Origin of the sequence: Furfurilactobacillus cerevisiae, assembly GCF_048961765.1 — a bacterium.
GTDB lineage: Bacteria > Bacillota > Bacilli > Lactobacillales > Lactobacillaceae > Furfurilactobacillus > Furfurilactobacillus milii_A.
The window spans coordinates 1,503,080-1,518,295 of sequence record NZ_CP185253.1 but is presented as its reverse complement, the minus strand read 5'-3'; the positions used below and the strand labels follow the sequence as shown (position 1 = coordinate 1,518,295).

The 15,216-nt window shown below is 43.3% G+C and carries 13 protein-coding genes and 2 pseudogenes; 2 read left to right on the top strand and 13 right to left on the bottom strand.

Features of this window, described 5'->3' with window-relative positions; genetic code table 11:
- Positions 1 to 123: 123 nt before the first annotated feature.
- The 11 genes and pseudogenes from glyS to ABUE36_RS07175 form a co-directional block, all read right to left on the bottom strand.
- Positions 124 to 2,214, bottom strand: a complete 2,091-nt coding sequence (glyS, locus tag ABUE36_RS07225) for a glycine--tRNA ligase subunit beta (RefSeq protein WP_161001247.1) — start codon at positions 2,212 to 2,214, stop codon at positions 124 to 126.
- Positions 2,214 to 3,200, bottom strand: a complete 987-nt coding sequence (gene glyQ, locus ABUE36_RS07220) for a glycine--tRNA ligase subunit alpha (RefSeq protein ID WP_421016475.1) — start codon at positions 3,198 to 3,200, stop codon at positions 2,214 to 2,216. The genes glyS and glyQ overlap by 1 nt, the downstream gene beginning before the upstream one ends.
- Positions 3,201 to 3,624: 424 nt before the next feature.
- Positions 3,625 to 4,389, bottom strand: a pseudogene (gene recO / locus ABUE36_RS07215) (DNA repair protein RecO); the annotation flags it as partial.
- A 211-nt stretch (positions 4,390 to 4,600) separates the two neighbouring features.
- Positions 4,601 to 5,542: a GTPase Era gene (gene era, locus ABUE36_RS07210; protein ID WP_161001244.1), complete on the bottom strand. Its 942-nt coding sequence runs from the start codon at positions 5,540 to 5,542 to the stop codon at positions 4,601 to 4,603.
- 51 nt (positions 5,543 to 5,593) lie between these two features.
- Positions 5,594 to 5,992, bottom strand: coding sequence for a diacylglycerol kinase family protein (locus tag ABUE36_RS07205; RefSeq protein ID WP_161001243.1), 399 nt, complete (start codon positions 5,990 to 5,992; stop codon positions 5,594 to 5,596).
- Positions 5,976 to 6,458, bottom strand: a complete 483-nt coding sequence (gene ybeY / locus ABUE36_RS07200) for an rRNA maturation RNase YbeY (RefSeq protein ID WP_161001242.1) — start codon at positions 6,456 to 6,458, stop codon at positions 5,976 to 5,978. Before ybeY ends, ABUE36_RS07205 begins: the two co-directional genes overlap by 17 nt.
- A gap of 63 nt (positions 6,459 to 6,521) precedes the next feature.
- Complete coding sequence (locus tag ABUE36_RS07195) at positions 6,522 to 7,499, bottom strand: PhoH family protein (protein ID WP_161001241.1); 978 nt, start codon at positions 7,497 to 7,499, stop codon at positions 6,522 to 6,524.
- Between the two features lie 337 nt (positions 7,500 to 7,836).
- A complete protein-coding gene (locus tag ABUE36_RS07190) occupies positions 7,837 to 8,280 on the bottom strand; it encodes a GatB/YqeY domain-containing protein (RefSeq protein WP_161001240.1) in 444 nt (147 codons plus the stop codon).
- Between the two features lie 97 nt (positions 8,281 to 8,377).
- The gene (rpsU, locus tag ABUE36_RS07185) at positions 8,378 to 8,566 is read right to left on the bottom strand and encodes a 30S ribosomal protein S21 (protein WP_017261952.1); all 189 of its coding nucleotides are present in this window, start codon (positions 8,564 to 8,566) and stop codon (positions 8,378 to 8,380) included.
- A gap of 131 nt (positions 8,567 to 8,697) precedes the next feature.
- Complete coding sequence (locus tag ABUE36_RS07180) at positions 8,698 to 9,624, bottom strand: deoxyribonuclease IV (protein ID WP_421017475.1); 927 nt, start codon at positions 9,622 to 9,624, stop codon at positions 8,698 to 8,700.
- Between the two features lie 33 nt (positions 9,625 to 9,657).
- Positions 9,658 to 10,533: a YitT family protein gene (locus ABUE36_RS07175; RefSeq protein WP_017261954.1), complete on the bottom strand. Its 876-nt coding sequence runs from the start codon at positions 10,531 to 10,533 to the stop codon at positions 9,658 to 9,660.
- Between the two features lie 145 nt (positions 10,534 to 10,678).
- On the opposite strand from ABUE36_RS07175, the gene ABUE36_RS07170 reads away from it, so the two are divergent.
- Positions 10,679 to 11,293 (top strand): hypothetical protein, encoded by a 615-nt coding sequence (locus ABUE36_RS07170; protein WP_161001238.1) that lies wholly within the window; start codon positions 10,679 to 10,681, stop codon positions 11,291 to 11,293.
- A 142-nt stretch (positions 11,294 to 11,435) separates the two neighbouring features.
- Here ABUE36_RS07170 and ABUE36_RS07165 read toward each other — a convergent pair whose 3' ends face one another.
- Both ABUE36_RS07165 and ABUE36_RS07160 read right to left on the bottom strand, forming a co-directional pair.
- The gene (locus ABUE36_RS07165; RefSeq protein WP_161001237.1) at positions 11,436 to 12,794 is read right to left on the bottom strand and encodes an NAD(P)H-dependent oxidoreductase; all 1,359 of its coding nucleotides are present in this window, start codon (positions 12,792 to 12,794) and stop codon (positions 11,436 to 11,438) included.
- A gap of 35 nt (positions 12,795 to 12,829) precedes the next feature.
- Positions 12,830 to 13,438: an NADPH-dependent FMN reductase gene (locus tag ABUE36_RS07160; protein ID WP_421016474.1), complete on the bottom strand. Its 609-nt coding sequence runs from the start codon at positions 13,436 to 13,438 to the stop codon at positions 12,830 to 12,832.
- 232 nt (positions 13,439 to 13,670) lie between these two features.
- On the opposite strand from ABUE36_RS07160, the pseudogene ABUE36_RS07155 reads away from it, so the two are divergent.
- Positions 13,671 to 14,600: pseudogene (locus tag ABUE36_RS07155) on the top strand (IS30-like element ISLpl1 family transposase).
- The last annotated feature ends 616 nt before the right edge of the window (positions 14,601 to 15,216 follow it).

The window sequence follows — 15,216 nt, the reverse complement described above, 5'->3', positions numbered from 1 at the left end:
GAGCTGGAGGGCGTCAACATTGATACCGAGCCGTGAAAGACTCCGGTTTTCAGGAGGCTAAAACCGGTCCCACGGCGAGCGTATCAATGTGGACAACCGGAAGCGTAGACATCCACACTGTACCTATTTAACGATCAATTGTTTAAGGTCACCAAGGTGAATGGTAAGTTTCGTAAGTTGTGCGAGTTGATTCAAACGGTTACGCCGAATGGCTTCGTTATCATCCATAACCATATTGGCTTCAAAGTACGCATCGATAACTGGTTGCAAATCAGCCAATGCTTGGTAGTTTTGCTCTGGTGTCCGGTCATCGAAATGAGCTTTAACATCATTAACGCCGTCATACAGTTTTTGTTCTGCATCGTTTTCAAACAATTTAGGATCAACCGGCAGTGATGGTGCGTCCAACAGATCTTGTTTCGTTAATCGGGCAACCCGCGTTAAGGCTTCAATAGCATCCTTGAAGTTGCTATCATCCACGTGTGCCACTAATGCGGCCGCATCATCCAACATGTTCACAACATCTGTGGTGTCAGCGCTCGTGACAGCATCCACAATATCGTGACGAACATGCTGGCCAGCAAACCATTGACGGACCCGGTCGTTCATGAATTCTTGAATCCGTTTGCGGCTAGAATCTAAGTTAGCCGTTAGCTCTGGATTGAATTCAACGTGCTTATTAGACAGCGCAATTTCAAAGTCTTGCCCCATCTTCAACAACGGCAAGTGCCATTTTCGATCGCGCAGGATGCGTACGATACCAAACGCCTGACGTCGTAAAGCATACGGATCGTTAGAACCATTAGGAATCATGTCAGCTGCAAAGAACGCGGTGATACTATCATACTTGTCCGCAATTGCCAAAGCTGCGCCAACGTTAGATTGTGGCAAACTACCGTCAGCTGAAACAGGCATGTAATGTTCACGAATAGCCTGGGCAACTGCTGGTTTTTCGCCAAACAACAAAGCATACTTTTCGCCCATAACTCCCTGTAATTCGGCAAATTCGCCCACCATACCAGTTACCAAGTCAAACTTGTAAATTTCACTTGCTCGCTGTAGATCTGCTAACTCGCTTTCGCTAAGACCAACACGTTGGCCAATCAAATTAGCAATAATGCCAGTCCGTTTCATGTGCTCAGTCATGGAACCAATCTTATCGTGGAAACTAACCGACTTCAGCTTGTTCACATAAAAGTCGATGTCATGTTTTTGATCTTCCTCATAGAAGAACATTGCATCTTCCAAACGGGCAGTTAGCACTTTTTCATTCCCAGCAATCACGTTATCTAAGTGCTGATCATTCCCGTTACGCACTGAAACAAAGTTTGGCAACAACTTGCCAGCCTCGTCACGCACATAGAAGAAGCGTTGATGATCCTTCATTGAAGTAATCAAAACCTCATCCGGGATTGTGAGGTATTTAGCATCAAAGTGACCAGCAAACGCCGTTGGCCATTCAACTAGATTGTTAACTTCTTCCAGTAAGTCCTCATCAATATCAATCGTCCAGTTATGTTCCATCGCAAGTGCTTGAATTTGTTGACGAATTTTAGCCTTACGTTTGGCGGCGTCTGCGATAACAAACTGACTTGTCAGGGCTTCTTCATAATCTGCAGGACGCTTAATTTCCACCTCGTGACCAAGGAAACGATGACCTTGACTAGTTCGACCTGTGGTGATGTCGAGAATACTGAATGGCAAAACTTCATCGTCCAGCAATGCAATCAACCAACGAATTGGGCGAATGTATTGAAACTTGTAGCTGCCCCATTTCATCATGGTTGGGAATGTCATCGCCATGATGACATCCTTCATACCAGTCAAAACCTCACTCACAGGCTGGCCAGTTTCGTGTTTTTGAACGTAAACGTACTGTTCACCCTTTAGTTCTTTAAAAATGATGTCATCAACGCTGGCACCTTGTCCGCGAGCAAAACCTTGGGCCGCTTTTGTCCAGTTACCATCTTTATCCTGCGCAATCCGCTTAGCCGGGCCCTTAACTTCTTCTTCAACATCTGGTTGTTTATCAGCTAGACCAGAAATCAGTAACGCTAACCGCCGTGGTGTGGAAAATGGTTTGATGCTGTCAAACGTAATCCGTTGTTCGGCCAAATAGTTTTTTGTGCGTTCAACCAATTGATCAATACTTGGTGTCACCACGTGAGCAGGAATTTCCTCCAACCCAATTTCAAGTAAAAATTGATGTGCCATTATTTGGCCTCCTTTGCGTTCTTCTTAGCCGCCCGAGCAGCTTTCTTTTCTTCCTTTTTCCGCCAATCAGCAAGGACCGCCTCGCGCTCTTTGTCGTCTTTAATCAATGGAAAACCACGTTTGGCACGTGCATTGATAAAGGCTACGGCAACGCTGTGAGCCATCTTCCGAATACGACTTAGATAACCGGCCCGTTCAGTTACGGAAACTGCGCCGCGGGCATCTAGTAGATTGAAAGTGTGTGAACATTTTAAAATATAATCGTACGCTGGGTGAACAAGGCCCTTACTCAGGTTAGCTTTCGCTTCACGTTCGAAATCATCAAACAGGTGCAAGAGCATGTCTTGGTTGCTTTCTTCAAAGGAATACTTACTATGCTCGTACTCTGGTTCTTTAAAGATGTCACCGTACAGTACGCCATCACTCCACTCCAAATCGAACACGGAGTTGACGTCTTGAATATACGAGGAAAGTCGTTCCAAACCATACGTTACTTCGGCGGCAACCGGATTCATTTCCTGACCACCGACGATTTGGAAATACGTAAACTGGGTGATTTCCATCCCGTCAAGCCAAACTTCCCAACCAACACCGGCACAACCCATGGACGGGTTCTCCCAGTTATCTTCAACAAAGCGAATATCATGTTCAAGGGGATCAATGCCAAGTTCACGCAAACTGTTCAAGTACAGTTCTTGCATGTTCTCGGGAGCTGGTTTCATCAATACTTGAAATTGGTGATGTTGGTACAGACGGTTAGGGTTTTCACCATATCGACCATCTGCTGGTCGGCGACTTGGTTCCACATAAGCGGCGTTCCATGGTTCTGGTCCAATCGCCCGCAAAAATGTGTAAGGGCTCATCGTACCGGCCCCTTTTTCAGTATCATAGGCCTGCATCAACATGCAGCCTTGCGCAGCCCAATATTGCTGCAGGGTCAAAATAATTTGTTGCACGGAAAGTTTTTCATCTTTTTTAATTTCCATGACGATCTCCCTTCAAAATAAAACGCCCCTCCATCAGCACAAAATGTGTCGATGTAGGGACGTGAATTAATTACGCGGTTCCACCCTACTTCCTGAATTAAATCAGGCAGCTTAGTTGGTGTTAACTCCCGAAATGCCAATCTATCGCAACCATGACTGAGCTTTCACTATCCCCAGTTCGCTGACCATGACCACGGTGACCCTTTTCGATCGCTGTTAACGTTTATTTACTTGTTCAACCTCATAATCATAGGCATTGTGCCAGAAATTGTCAATGCTGTTCAGAATCTGTCTGTTGCTCTGGTTCATCAGAGCTCGTTAACATTTCGTCATTTACACCTTGATTCGAGCTCACATCCGACTTTTTGTCCTCATTCTTTAACGATGCCTGATGACGCTGTTTCAACTGCTGACCACGAGCTGCTAACTGATCTTCCCACGTCGCCATTTGGTCAATAAACCGTTTGGAACGCAAATGAATCCCAACGCTATTCTCGTAAATCAAATCCAGTACTCGCCGCAATCCACGCTTCGTTCTTGGTGACACATTAATCGTGGTGATTTTGGCTAAATCGATGACAGAAAATTGGCGCAGATAGAAGATCGTTCGTGCATCCAAATGTAGACGATGACTATCTTGGTCAAAATGGTTGGCACAAATTAACCCACCAAACTTTTCAGAGTAATCAAACGGCAAGTCTGTCCGACCACAAACAGCACATCGTTGCAATTCAGGAGCGACCCCGAAGGCCCGCAACAATTGAATTTCAATAATATTGGTAATGATTTGTTCATCAAGCCCGTCATCAATAAGGGTCAACGCGTTCTTAGTCTTCATAAACCAATCTGGCACTATTTGACCATCCCGAAAGGCTGCATCAACCAATCCTAAAATATATGTTGCATATGCATTTTTATTGATGTCAGCGCGAATCTGCTGTAATTGCGCAGTTTCTTTAGCCGCATTAATGAAACTAAGTCCTTGATCATTTACATTGCCGACGTACGTCCCAACCGTAAAGGGCAAAAGAGCACTATGGAGACGCATGCCACGGCGTTTACCATTTTTAATAAAGAACATTTTCTTACCATACTCACCGGTAAAAATCTTAATCAATTGATCGCGTTCTCGATAATCGTTTGCATACATCACAATCCCTTGAAATTGTGTGTTCTGATAAGTTGCCACATTGCGCCTCCTAACTCATAAAATAAATCCAGTTGTCGCCAATGTTAGTGGCACAACTGACGCGAAAGCAAAAGTGAAAAACAACGCAGAATAGACCGGTGACAAAGACTCGTTTAAGTAATAATGCAAAAGCACCCTATTCCCGAAGCTGGGAATGAGGTGCCTTGGTGTCTTTAGGCTTTGGAACACAGCCTTACTACTCAAACATGCACTAATAGTCTTGTGATTTATAACCGTATTCCCTTAGCGCGGAAGGTTTGTCCCGCCAGTGTTGAACCACCTTGACCCATAATTCCAAATAAACGCGATCGCCAAGTAGTGGCTCGATATCAGCCCGCGCACGCGAACCGATTTCTTTCAACATCTTGCCGCCTTTACCAATAATAATGCCCTTTTGTGAGGTTCGATCCACAACAATCGTTGCTGCAATATGCACCAGTTCATTGGGCTGACCATCGGCCCGCTTTCCCGGACGCGACTCACGTTTCATCGATTCAACTTCTACCGCTACAGAATGCGGCACTTCATCACGAGTCAATTGCAAAACTTTCTCACGAACAAGCTCTGCTACAACAAAACGTTCCGGATGATCCGTTATTTGGTCCTCAGGATAGTATTGCGGTCCTTCTGGTAAGTCTTTGGACAGCTGACCCAAGAATTCATCCACGTTATTGCCTTGCAAAGCAGATATTGGGTAGACCTCTTTCCATGAAAGGGCATCCTTATACTGCTCTAAAACACTCAGCAATTTATCCGGGTGAATCTGATCGATTTTGTTAATCACCAAGTAAACAGGCTTATGGATATCCTTTAATCGGTCAATGATGTAATTATCGCCCGCGCCACGTGTTTCTTGTGCATTAACCATGAACAAAACAGCGTCAACCTCGTTCAACGTCGATATGGCCGAATTCACCATAAATTCATCTAGCTTACTCGATGGTTTGAAAATGCCCGGCGTATCAATAAAAACAATCTGTTCACTATTTGTCGTGTATATGCCCTGTATCTTGTTTCGGGTGGTCTGAGCTACGTTACTCATAATCGCAACTTTTTGACCAATTACACGATTCAAAAAAGTGGATTTGCCAACATTTGGTCGTCCAACAATCGCCACAAAACCGGAATGGAATGCTTGTTGTTCTTGCGTCATTTAGTGTTCTCCTTAACCATGATGATCATTTTAGTGTCGTCATCAAGTTTTTTAATTCAAAATCAAACTCCAGATTCGCGGACCAAAAACGAGCAAGCCCGTGATTACTGCAAACAAGGCAGCAACCACTACCGCACCGGCAGCAACGTCCTTAACCTGTTTAGCTAGCGGATCAAACTGACCATGCGTAATTAAATCACTCAGAGACTCAGCGATGGTGTTCGCAAATTCTGCCAGAATAACGGTAAAAATGGCCAATGTAATCCATAGCCAGTCCATTCGAGTGATTTGCAAAATCAAACCACACAATAGCGCCGCCAACGCGAAAATGAGGTGATAGCGCATGTTCGGTTCATTATGGATAGTTCCAATAATCCCATCCATGGCGTGATGAAACGCCTGAATAAAATGATGATTCTTCTCTGTTTGTTGCTTATCTGGTGAGGCCATAATCGTCCAAGATCTTTCGTTGTAAATCAAACATCACTTTTTCGTCTGCTGGTTCCATGTGATCGTACCCGTTTAAATGCAGAAAACCATGAACCGCTAAGAAACCTAATTCGCGATCATAAGTGTGCCCGAGGTATTCCGCCTGGTCCGCAACTTTGTCAACGGAGATCATAATGTCCCCAATATTCATCGGAATTTCCTGACGTAATTCATCGTCCATGACAATCTCATCTTCATCGTCCGGGTCCTCTTCGATTGCGAAGCTGATCACGTCCGTTGCTTTATCAACACCACGATATTCGCGATTTAACTTTCGAATCCCTTCATTGTTCATGAATGTTAAGGACATTTCCGTATTCTCTGGTAACTTAATTGTCTTCCCGGCAAATTCAAGGATTTCACGAACCATCGTAACGCGTTCTTCAGGCACGCCTTGTTCCGTTTGATCAACTATCTCAAGATCCATGTTTATTCTTCACTCCGTTAATTTGATTATCTGACCGTATCTGTAGATTAACACATGATTAGTTTAGTCCTGTGTGGGTTGGTTTTCATAGGCGTTAATGATGCTGGCAACGACTGGGTGACGGACCACATCATCTGCATTAAACGAAACAAAACCAATGTGGTTAATGTTTTGCAACAAATTCTGAGCGTCAACAAGTCCAGAATGTTTCCCCCGTGGTAGGTCAATTTGGGAAATATCCCCGTTCACAATCATCTTTGAGCCAAACCCTAGACGAGTCAAGAACATCTTCATCTGTGCATTAGTCGTATTTTGAGCCTCATCCAAAATGACAAACGCTGCATCCAAAGTACGACCACGCATATAAGCAAGCGGCGCAATTTCAATCACTTCTCGGTCTAACAAACGTTGTGTATGTTCTGAACCGAGAATTTGATAAAGTGCGTCATAAATTGGGCGCAAATATGGATCAACTTTTTCCTTCAAATCGCCAGGCAAAAAGCCAAGGCTTTCACCAGCTTCAACAGCGGGCCGCGTTAGGATGATTTTTTCAACGTCCCCCCGTTTCAGAGCGGCGACGGCCATTACCACTGCCAAGAAGGTTTTCCCTGTCCCAGCTGGACCAATACCAAACGTAATGTCGTTATGGCTAATCGATTGAACGTACTGCCGTTGACCATAGTTTTTGACCCGAATTGCCCGTCCATGATCATCCTTAATCAAGGTTTGTTTGTACAAGTCCTGAAAATACTCTAACGTACCACGTTCTGCCATTTTCATGGCTGACACGACATCGGTACTGTTTAACGTAATGCCACTTTTAATTAACTGAACCAGGTTATCAATAATTTTAATTGTGCGATCCACGGACTGTTCTTCATCCCCGGATACAGTAATTGTATCGCCAAAGGCGTGAATATTAACATTCAGGCCTTCCTCCAGCAAGCGTAAATTGGCGTCATTAGCGCCAACTAGGCCGGCTTCCAAATCCGGTGTGGACAAACGGAACTGTCGTTCAAATGCAAACTGGTTTTCTGCCAAAGATGTTTCGCTCCTTTGCTGTTTCTTACTTTATTTTTGATTTATGTTTAAAGACTGGGTCACTACGCCATACTGTCAACCGTGATCATCGTTTAATTGTTAAATCGTAGACGACCATATTGAAATCTTTAGATCATAATTAGATAACACTGTACAATGTCTATTTTATCATAATCGACCACCAGCACAAACATTCTGTAATGCTTGAAACTAGTGTTATTACAACACTCTTTTTGACCAACCAATCAAAAAATCCTCATTCCCAAATATGAGAATAAGGATTCCATTAATTGCTCATTTCAATAAACTTTGTTCTGTAACCTGGTCACAAACGAAATTAACTTAACAGGTTTTTAACGGCCTGGTTAACCAACTTACCGTCTGCTTTACCCTTAACTTTAGGCATCACAGCACCCATCAACTTACCAAAGTCAGCCTTGCTTGTTGCACCAACTTGTTGCGCCGTTTCTTTAACAACATTGTTGATTTCATCTTCACTCATTTGAGCAGGCATGTATTTTTCAACAATCGCAATCTCTGCTTTGGTATCGTCTGCCAAGTCTTGACGATCTGCCTTTTCAAATTCGGCCAATGATTCCTTACGTTGCTTTAACCCACGAGAAACCACTGCAACTTCTTCGTCTGGGGTTAAATCGTGACCCAGTTCAATCTTTTCGTTCATGACACCTGTCTTCAATGAACGGATAACGTTTAATTCTAATTTGTTGCGCGCCTTCATGGCCGTCTTCAAATCTTCATTCAATTGAGATAACAAATCCATAATTCCTCATACCTCCAAATTATTCAGTCACTGAATGTAGTATACCGCTTCTTGGACAGAAAAAAACGCCAGCCTAAGCTGACGTTCAATTTCACAATTAGAAACGACTCTTCTTGTTCTTACGCTTACGCGCAGCCTCTGACTTAAGCTTACGCTTAACACTTGGCTTTTCATAGAATTCCCGTTTGCGGTATTCTTGAAGGGTCCCGTTCTTCGAAACGGTCCGTTTGAAACGCCGGAGAGCATCATCTAAGGATTCGTTCTTGCGAACAACTGTCTTTGCCATTTTGAAATCCCCTCCCTTCGAGCGTTTAGTAACGGTTTTGTACGTTCTGCACTTAACTGTCCTTAAAGAAGTATACAGAAACCTTTGACCTTCGTCAATTATTCAAGCCGATTTATTTCAGAAAAATGCGATTAATTTAAAAATTCATCGTAAGGACGGCCATTTGCAATGTCACTAACAAGATGATCATTAAACTTGCCAGCTTTTAATTCAGCAATTTCATAGCCATATGGTGCCCGTTTATCCTTTGGCTTGTTTTCAGGGTCAACGGCAACGTATGGCGTTTCCATAATTTTCGGCACGTTAACAAATCGTTCATCGTGGGCAATCTGATTCAACCGATCAAAGCCAATCGTACCATATCCTAGATTAGTATGACGATCCTTGTGCGCGCCTTGAGGATTTTTCGAGTCATTTAAATGAATAACTTTTAATCGCTCTAAACCAATAATCTGATCAAAGTCATTCATTACACCATCAAAATCACCCTTAATATCATAGCCTGCATCGCTGGTGTGACAAGTGTCAAAGCGGACCGACAGTTTATCATTTAGCGTGACGCCATCAATCATCTCAGCAATTTGATCAAACGTAATGCCAACTTCGGTACCTTTGCCAGCCATGGTTTCAATGGCAATCTGAGCATGCTGATCAGGCGTCAGAATCTCATTTAAGCCCTTAATGATGGATTGAATGGCAGCTTGCGGACCTGCGCCCACATGAGCACCTGGATGCAAGACAATCTGCTCTGCCCCCAGTGCATCCGCACGTTTGACCTCTTCCCTGAGAAAATCAACGGCAAAAGCAAAGCTTTCTGGCTTAAACGTATTCCCAAGATTAACAATATAGGGAGCATGGACAACAATGTGATCTAAATCGTGTGCCGTCATAAACGTGTGACCGGCTTCAATATTTAATTCTTCAATTGGCTTGCGACGCGTGTTTTGTGGTGCCCCTGTATAAATCATAAATGTATTGGCACCGTATCCTGCAGCTTCTTCAGCAGAACCCAACAGCATTTTTTTACCGCTCATGCTCACGTGTGATCCGACTAACATCATTTTCTCCCTTCAAACTTGAACATCTAATTTTTACAGTCTTGGCTCATAAAAATTCCCCAGAATCCTGACAATATTACTCAGTGACACAAATGAATTGGGGTCCGACTCGTTGATGGCTTCCTGCAACTCACCAACTTCATAGCCAGAGATAACTGTAAACAGAATCGACTTCTTATTGTGTTTGTAGGCTCCCTCAGCGCCATGCACAATGGTAATACCACGACGAATGTGATGTTGGACCGAATCCACGACCGTTTTGGGCCGATCCGTAATAATCATCACCTGCATCCGCTGTTGCCGGGTATACACCATATCCATAACACGCGCGTTCACGAAGATACCAATTGCTGAATAAAAGGCGTATGGCCAGCCAAACACAAACCCGGCAGCAACAATGATGAAGGCATTAAAGGTCATGTTAATGGTCCCCATTTTACGACCTGTTGCGCGACGGATCACAATGCCTAAGATATCCAACCCACCGGTAGAGATTCCGTAACGCAATGCTAAGCCGGTACCGAATCCATTAACGGCACCACCAAAAATCGCACAAATAATCGGATCTGTTGTTAAGGTCACGGGGTGCAGCACCCGAATCATCACCGTTGACATCCCGACGGCAATGATTGTAAAAATCGTAAATCGATGACTAATCTTGATCCAAGCCAAAATGAACAGTGGAATATTAAGCAAAAACAGTAACTCGCCAATGCCAAGGTCCACGCCAAGATAACGTGTCGATAACGTGTGAACCAGCTGAGCCGCTCCTGTAATTCCTGAAGAATAGATATGACCAGGATTCCAAAAGAAATTTAGGGCGATTGAGACACAGATCGAATAAATAAATGCCGTGCCAACCCGACCCGTATACTGGTGCCGTTCAATTAATTGCTGCAAATCATTCATAAAATAATGTCCTTTGTCTTAATGTGCCCCAATTATAACAAACCCATCACGCTGGCGCTTTTTTAATCGACGCTTTTTTTGGCAGAAACCGTTTCCACAGATGTTTGATGGTATACTTAAACGATTGACTAACCCGGAGGTATTCATGAATACGCAAGCAAATCAATTTTATAAAGAGCCGTGGTTTGGGATTGTGCTAACCATTATTTTCTTTCCGGCCGGAATTTACGTGATGTTCCGTTTCGGTCCTTGGCAAAAACGAACTAAAACCATTCTAGCGATTGTCTTAAGCCTCGTTTGCATCGTTGTTTGGACGATTGCTGGTATGGCACCTGCATCTTCAAATCCCGGTGTGGGCGAAACTTGGTTAAGCACAAGCAAGGGCAAACCGGCTATTAATGTTAGTACCAAACTTCACTTTAATGTGGATAACAATGGGCGCGTTCAGCTAAAAGGATCAACTAATTTGCCGGATCAAACAAAGCTACACGTCACCATTAGCCGCGGAGATACAATTGTCGGCGATGATGTAGCGGTTAAATCCCAAGCGTGGTCAACGAATGCTTTGACTCATAATAATCAACCCCTCACCCCAGCTACCTACAAAGTTCATATCACCTCAAAAGGCTGGTCAACACAACCCAAAACCGTAACCGCAAAAGTCGGCAGGCAAGGGCAACAATTACGTGGCCATGAAGTGACCAAAACAGGCAAGCAACGTTTCGTTGACATCCTGAAAACGGTCAGTTATCAACCTTAATTAAAATGTCTCATCAAAAAATACCGCTCATTCGCCTACATATCATTTTTGATCTGTAGCAACGAATGAACGGTATTTATTTGTGCTTAACAAAAGTGTTTAGCAATGTGTAATGGATTAGAATAGCTTAAATGAAAACAAACTATTCGTCTTCTGAAGCGCCAGTGACATCATCAGGTTCAGAATCAGCCGCTGTTTCAGTCGATGCTGATGTTGGTTCAGCACTTGCTACTGACGTTGGTTCTTCCTCATCTTCGGATGCACCAGTGCTGGCATCAGTTTCGGGCGTCGTTGGGGTTGTTGCCGGAGCAACGGCCTGTTCATCCGCTGACGAGGCCCCTGTCGAAGCGTCAGCCGCTTCTGCTGATGCACCAGTCACGGCGTCTGGATCGTCAACTAACTTCTGACCGGTCTTAGCCAAGTACCATTTGATCATTGGCATTAGGTCTTCGACATATTCATTAATACCCAAGTATTTATTCTCACTGTCACGCATCGCACGATAAGCATGCAAAATGTACTTGTCTGGGCCGTTACCCGGCACAGGCATCTTAATTTCGTCTCTTTGACCAGTCCGTAACATGTGAATAACTTCCTTAACATGTTTAACGGCACGAGCTGGGTGAACCATTGACATTGGATCGCCCGCCTGAGCCGGTGTCCGTGGTGCCAACATTTTATCAGCAGGCAGCATGTGGTTATAGTAAATGAACTGATTGTTACTATCTGCATACGTCAATTCAATTGGCATTGAGTTTAAGAACGCGTTCAGCTGATCAACCGTTAAAAGACCACGGTCAAGTTTAACATACGTATCACCTTCGACGGCATTGACCTTTTTAGCGGCCTGTTCGACCCAGTCATCAGCACCCATATCAACGCCTTCGACAGTCGTATCAATCTTGCTAGAAGCAGTCAAGTCTTCGTCTTCAGCACTAGTTGGTTGAGGTTCGTTTAACATATTAATCACCCTTACAAACTTAACAAACTTATCTAACGTACTGCCAAGAAACTTAACGGTGTTGGCATCCTTCAAGTTGTCGTTTTCATCAAAGGCTTGCTTAACATCTGCCAGCAGAAATTCATTACCGGGCATAACAATGGCGTTAACACCAGGTGATTCCAAAATCTGGCGAAGCATCAACTGGGCCCGCGAAGAACCTTGGTCATAGTATGAAGCACCAACAATCATCACAGGTTTGTCTGAAAATGGATGCACATTGAATGATAACCATTCAATAACACTCTTTAAACTAGCCGTTAGTGTGTGATTATGCTCTGGTGTCGCAATAATAACTCCGTCCGCCTGACTGATTTTTCGAGTTAGGTAGGCAATTGGTTCACTGTCCGTTTGATCATCGCTTTGATTAAACATTGGCACATCATTAATATCTAAAATTTCTAAATCAACCGTGTCGCTGAAATGGTTTGCAATAAACTTCAGCAACATCCGGTTATAAGAATGGTCCGCTACCGAACCGGCAATTCCTACAAGTTTCATTATTTGTCGTCTCCTAATCACTCGCTTGAGTCACATTACTGTTTGTCCCAAGAATAGTCGCTTGCTTCTTGGCGATTGATGCTTGTTGCGTGGTTAAGCTGTTTGGCCAAACCAACAAATGTTTGGAAATCGGCAAACAACCCATCAAGTTTGCTCAACTTTTCTTGGTCTAACAAATTTCCGTCGTCATCGAACGCTTGCAAGGAATGATCCAACAAGAATTCTGAACTTGGCATAATGCGTGCCCGCAATTCTGGTGAGTCCAAAATGATGCGCAAATGTCCTTGGGCCCGTGAAGAACCAAGTGCCCCGTACGAGGAACCGGTAATCATCACTGGTTTGTCCACAAACGGATGAATTCCGTAAGATAACCATTCAAGTGCATTCATTAAAGCTGCTGGAACAGAATGATCGTATTCAGGTGTACTGATAATGACACCATCTGACTGATCAATCTTATCAGCGATGGCTAAGGCTGCATCAGGCACTTTCATGTTGTCTGGTTTATTAAAGACCGGTAAGCCCTTAATTTCTACCACTTCAATGTCGGCCTGATCAGCATAGTGTCGCTTCATAAATTGGAGCAATTCACGGTTTGTTGATTTATCCGAATTGGTTCCAACTAAAGCAATATATTTATTCATGTTGAAGATCCCTTCTATTTCGGTAAACTTAATCGTCATTTGTGCAATATCGTTCATGACGACTGCCAACACTATTGTAAAGAATTTCACACAATCAAGCAACATAATCCGGTGTTAATAAATTTGCTCACATAGTAGATTGTAAAATTAATCCGAACGCTGTTCGGACAAAAAAGATCAGCTTCCTTTAAAATGGTGTTTACCACAAACCCATCTTTTAGGAGCTGATCTTTTGTCTAGTATAACCTATTCCGAACGAATTAAAATCGAAACCTTTTGTGAACTAGGGCTGTCCAATATCCAAATGGGCGTTCGGCTGAACCGATCACCGTCAACAATTTCTTATGAATTATCTTGATGTCAACCTTATCAGGCTGAATTAGCACAAACAGATGCCGAATACAAGCGATCACGATGTGGTCGGAAAACTAAGCTGAGCGATGAGTTAAAGCAAAAAATTCTCAACCATTTACGTCTAAGCTGGTCACCAGGAATGATTGCTCACGAATTTAAACTAGCTACTAAATCTATTTATAATTGGCTAAATCAGGGGAGAATTGGTTTCTCCTTGAATGATCTACCTGAACATGGCGTACGCCAACGGCGTAACGTTGACCAACGATCCAAATATAATCAATCTTTGGGGCGATCAATTGAACAGCGTCCCATGATGATTAATCAACGTAATCGCATCGGCGATTTTGAACTAGATACAGTCGTTGGTCCTCGTGGGCATAGTAAGGCAGTTTTATTAACTTTAATCGATCGCAAATCACGGTTCCTTTGGGCATACCGGTTAAAAGATCGGACGACAGCGACTGTTAATGAAGCACTAACTAAGTTCCTAACCACTTTTAATGGTCCGGTGCACAGCTTTACTGTGGACCGTGGCACTGAGTTTAGTGGGCTAGTATCACTTGAATCACAATATGGTATTAGGACCTATTACTGCCATGCTTATACTCCAGCTGAACGTGGTAGTAATGAACGCTTTAATCGGAATTTACGTTATTTTTATCCTAAAGGGACTCGTTTTGAGCACATTAGTGCTCAAGATTTAACGACGACGTTACTCCAAATTAACCAGCGACCGCTTAAAATACTCGACTGGCAAACACCGTATCAGGTTATGCTGACCAATTTGTCCAAAAATTCGGATTAAATTTGCAATCTACCACATCTCTTGAAAAGCTGACGTTCAACCTTTTAAACAATTAAATAAAAAATAACTACCGTTCCGCCAGTGAGAGACGCCGTTTCATGAGGACCGGATTCAACCCGCCAAACCCGCGGTTTTCATCCTCGATTCTGAGCTGAAGTTCGCATCTCAGAAGTCGTCCCACAACACTACATGGCCAAAATGCAGGCCATAAGTGTTGTCGACACGAAACTATGTCTCTCACTGGCTCCACTCTTTTTGACATGAAAATCACACAGCTATAGCACACCACAACAAGATTCAGCATTGTGAAGCCAAATGCTTATTAATCAAAATAATGAAATTCAGTTGCCTTCAACTTTCTCAGCAACTGAACCTTTGTCATGTGTGGTGCTGGATATAAAAAAATAGTGAAAGCAGTAAACTGCCATCACTAAGTTTTCTTGAAATATGAACAAAATGTCGAAATACAAACAGCTTTATGTTGCCCGTCGTAGTCAAATATTGAGCAACCTACTATTGCCAGTTGTGATAAATCAAATTAGCTGAAGGGCGTCAACAGTGATACCGAGCCGTGAAAGTGTTGTTAATTCGAATGGCTCTGTCGAATTTACAACAC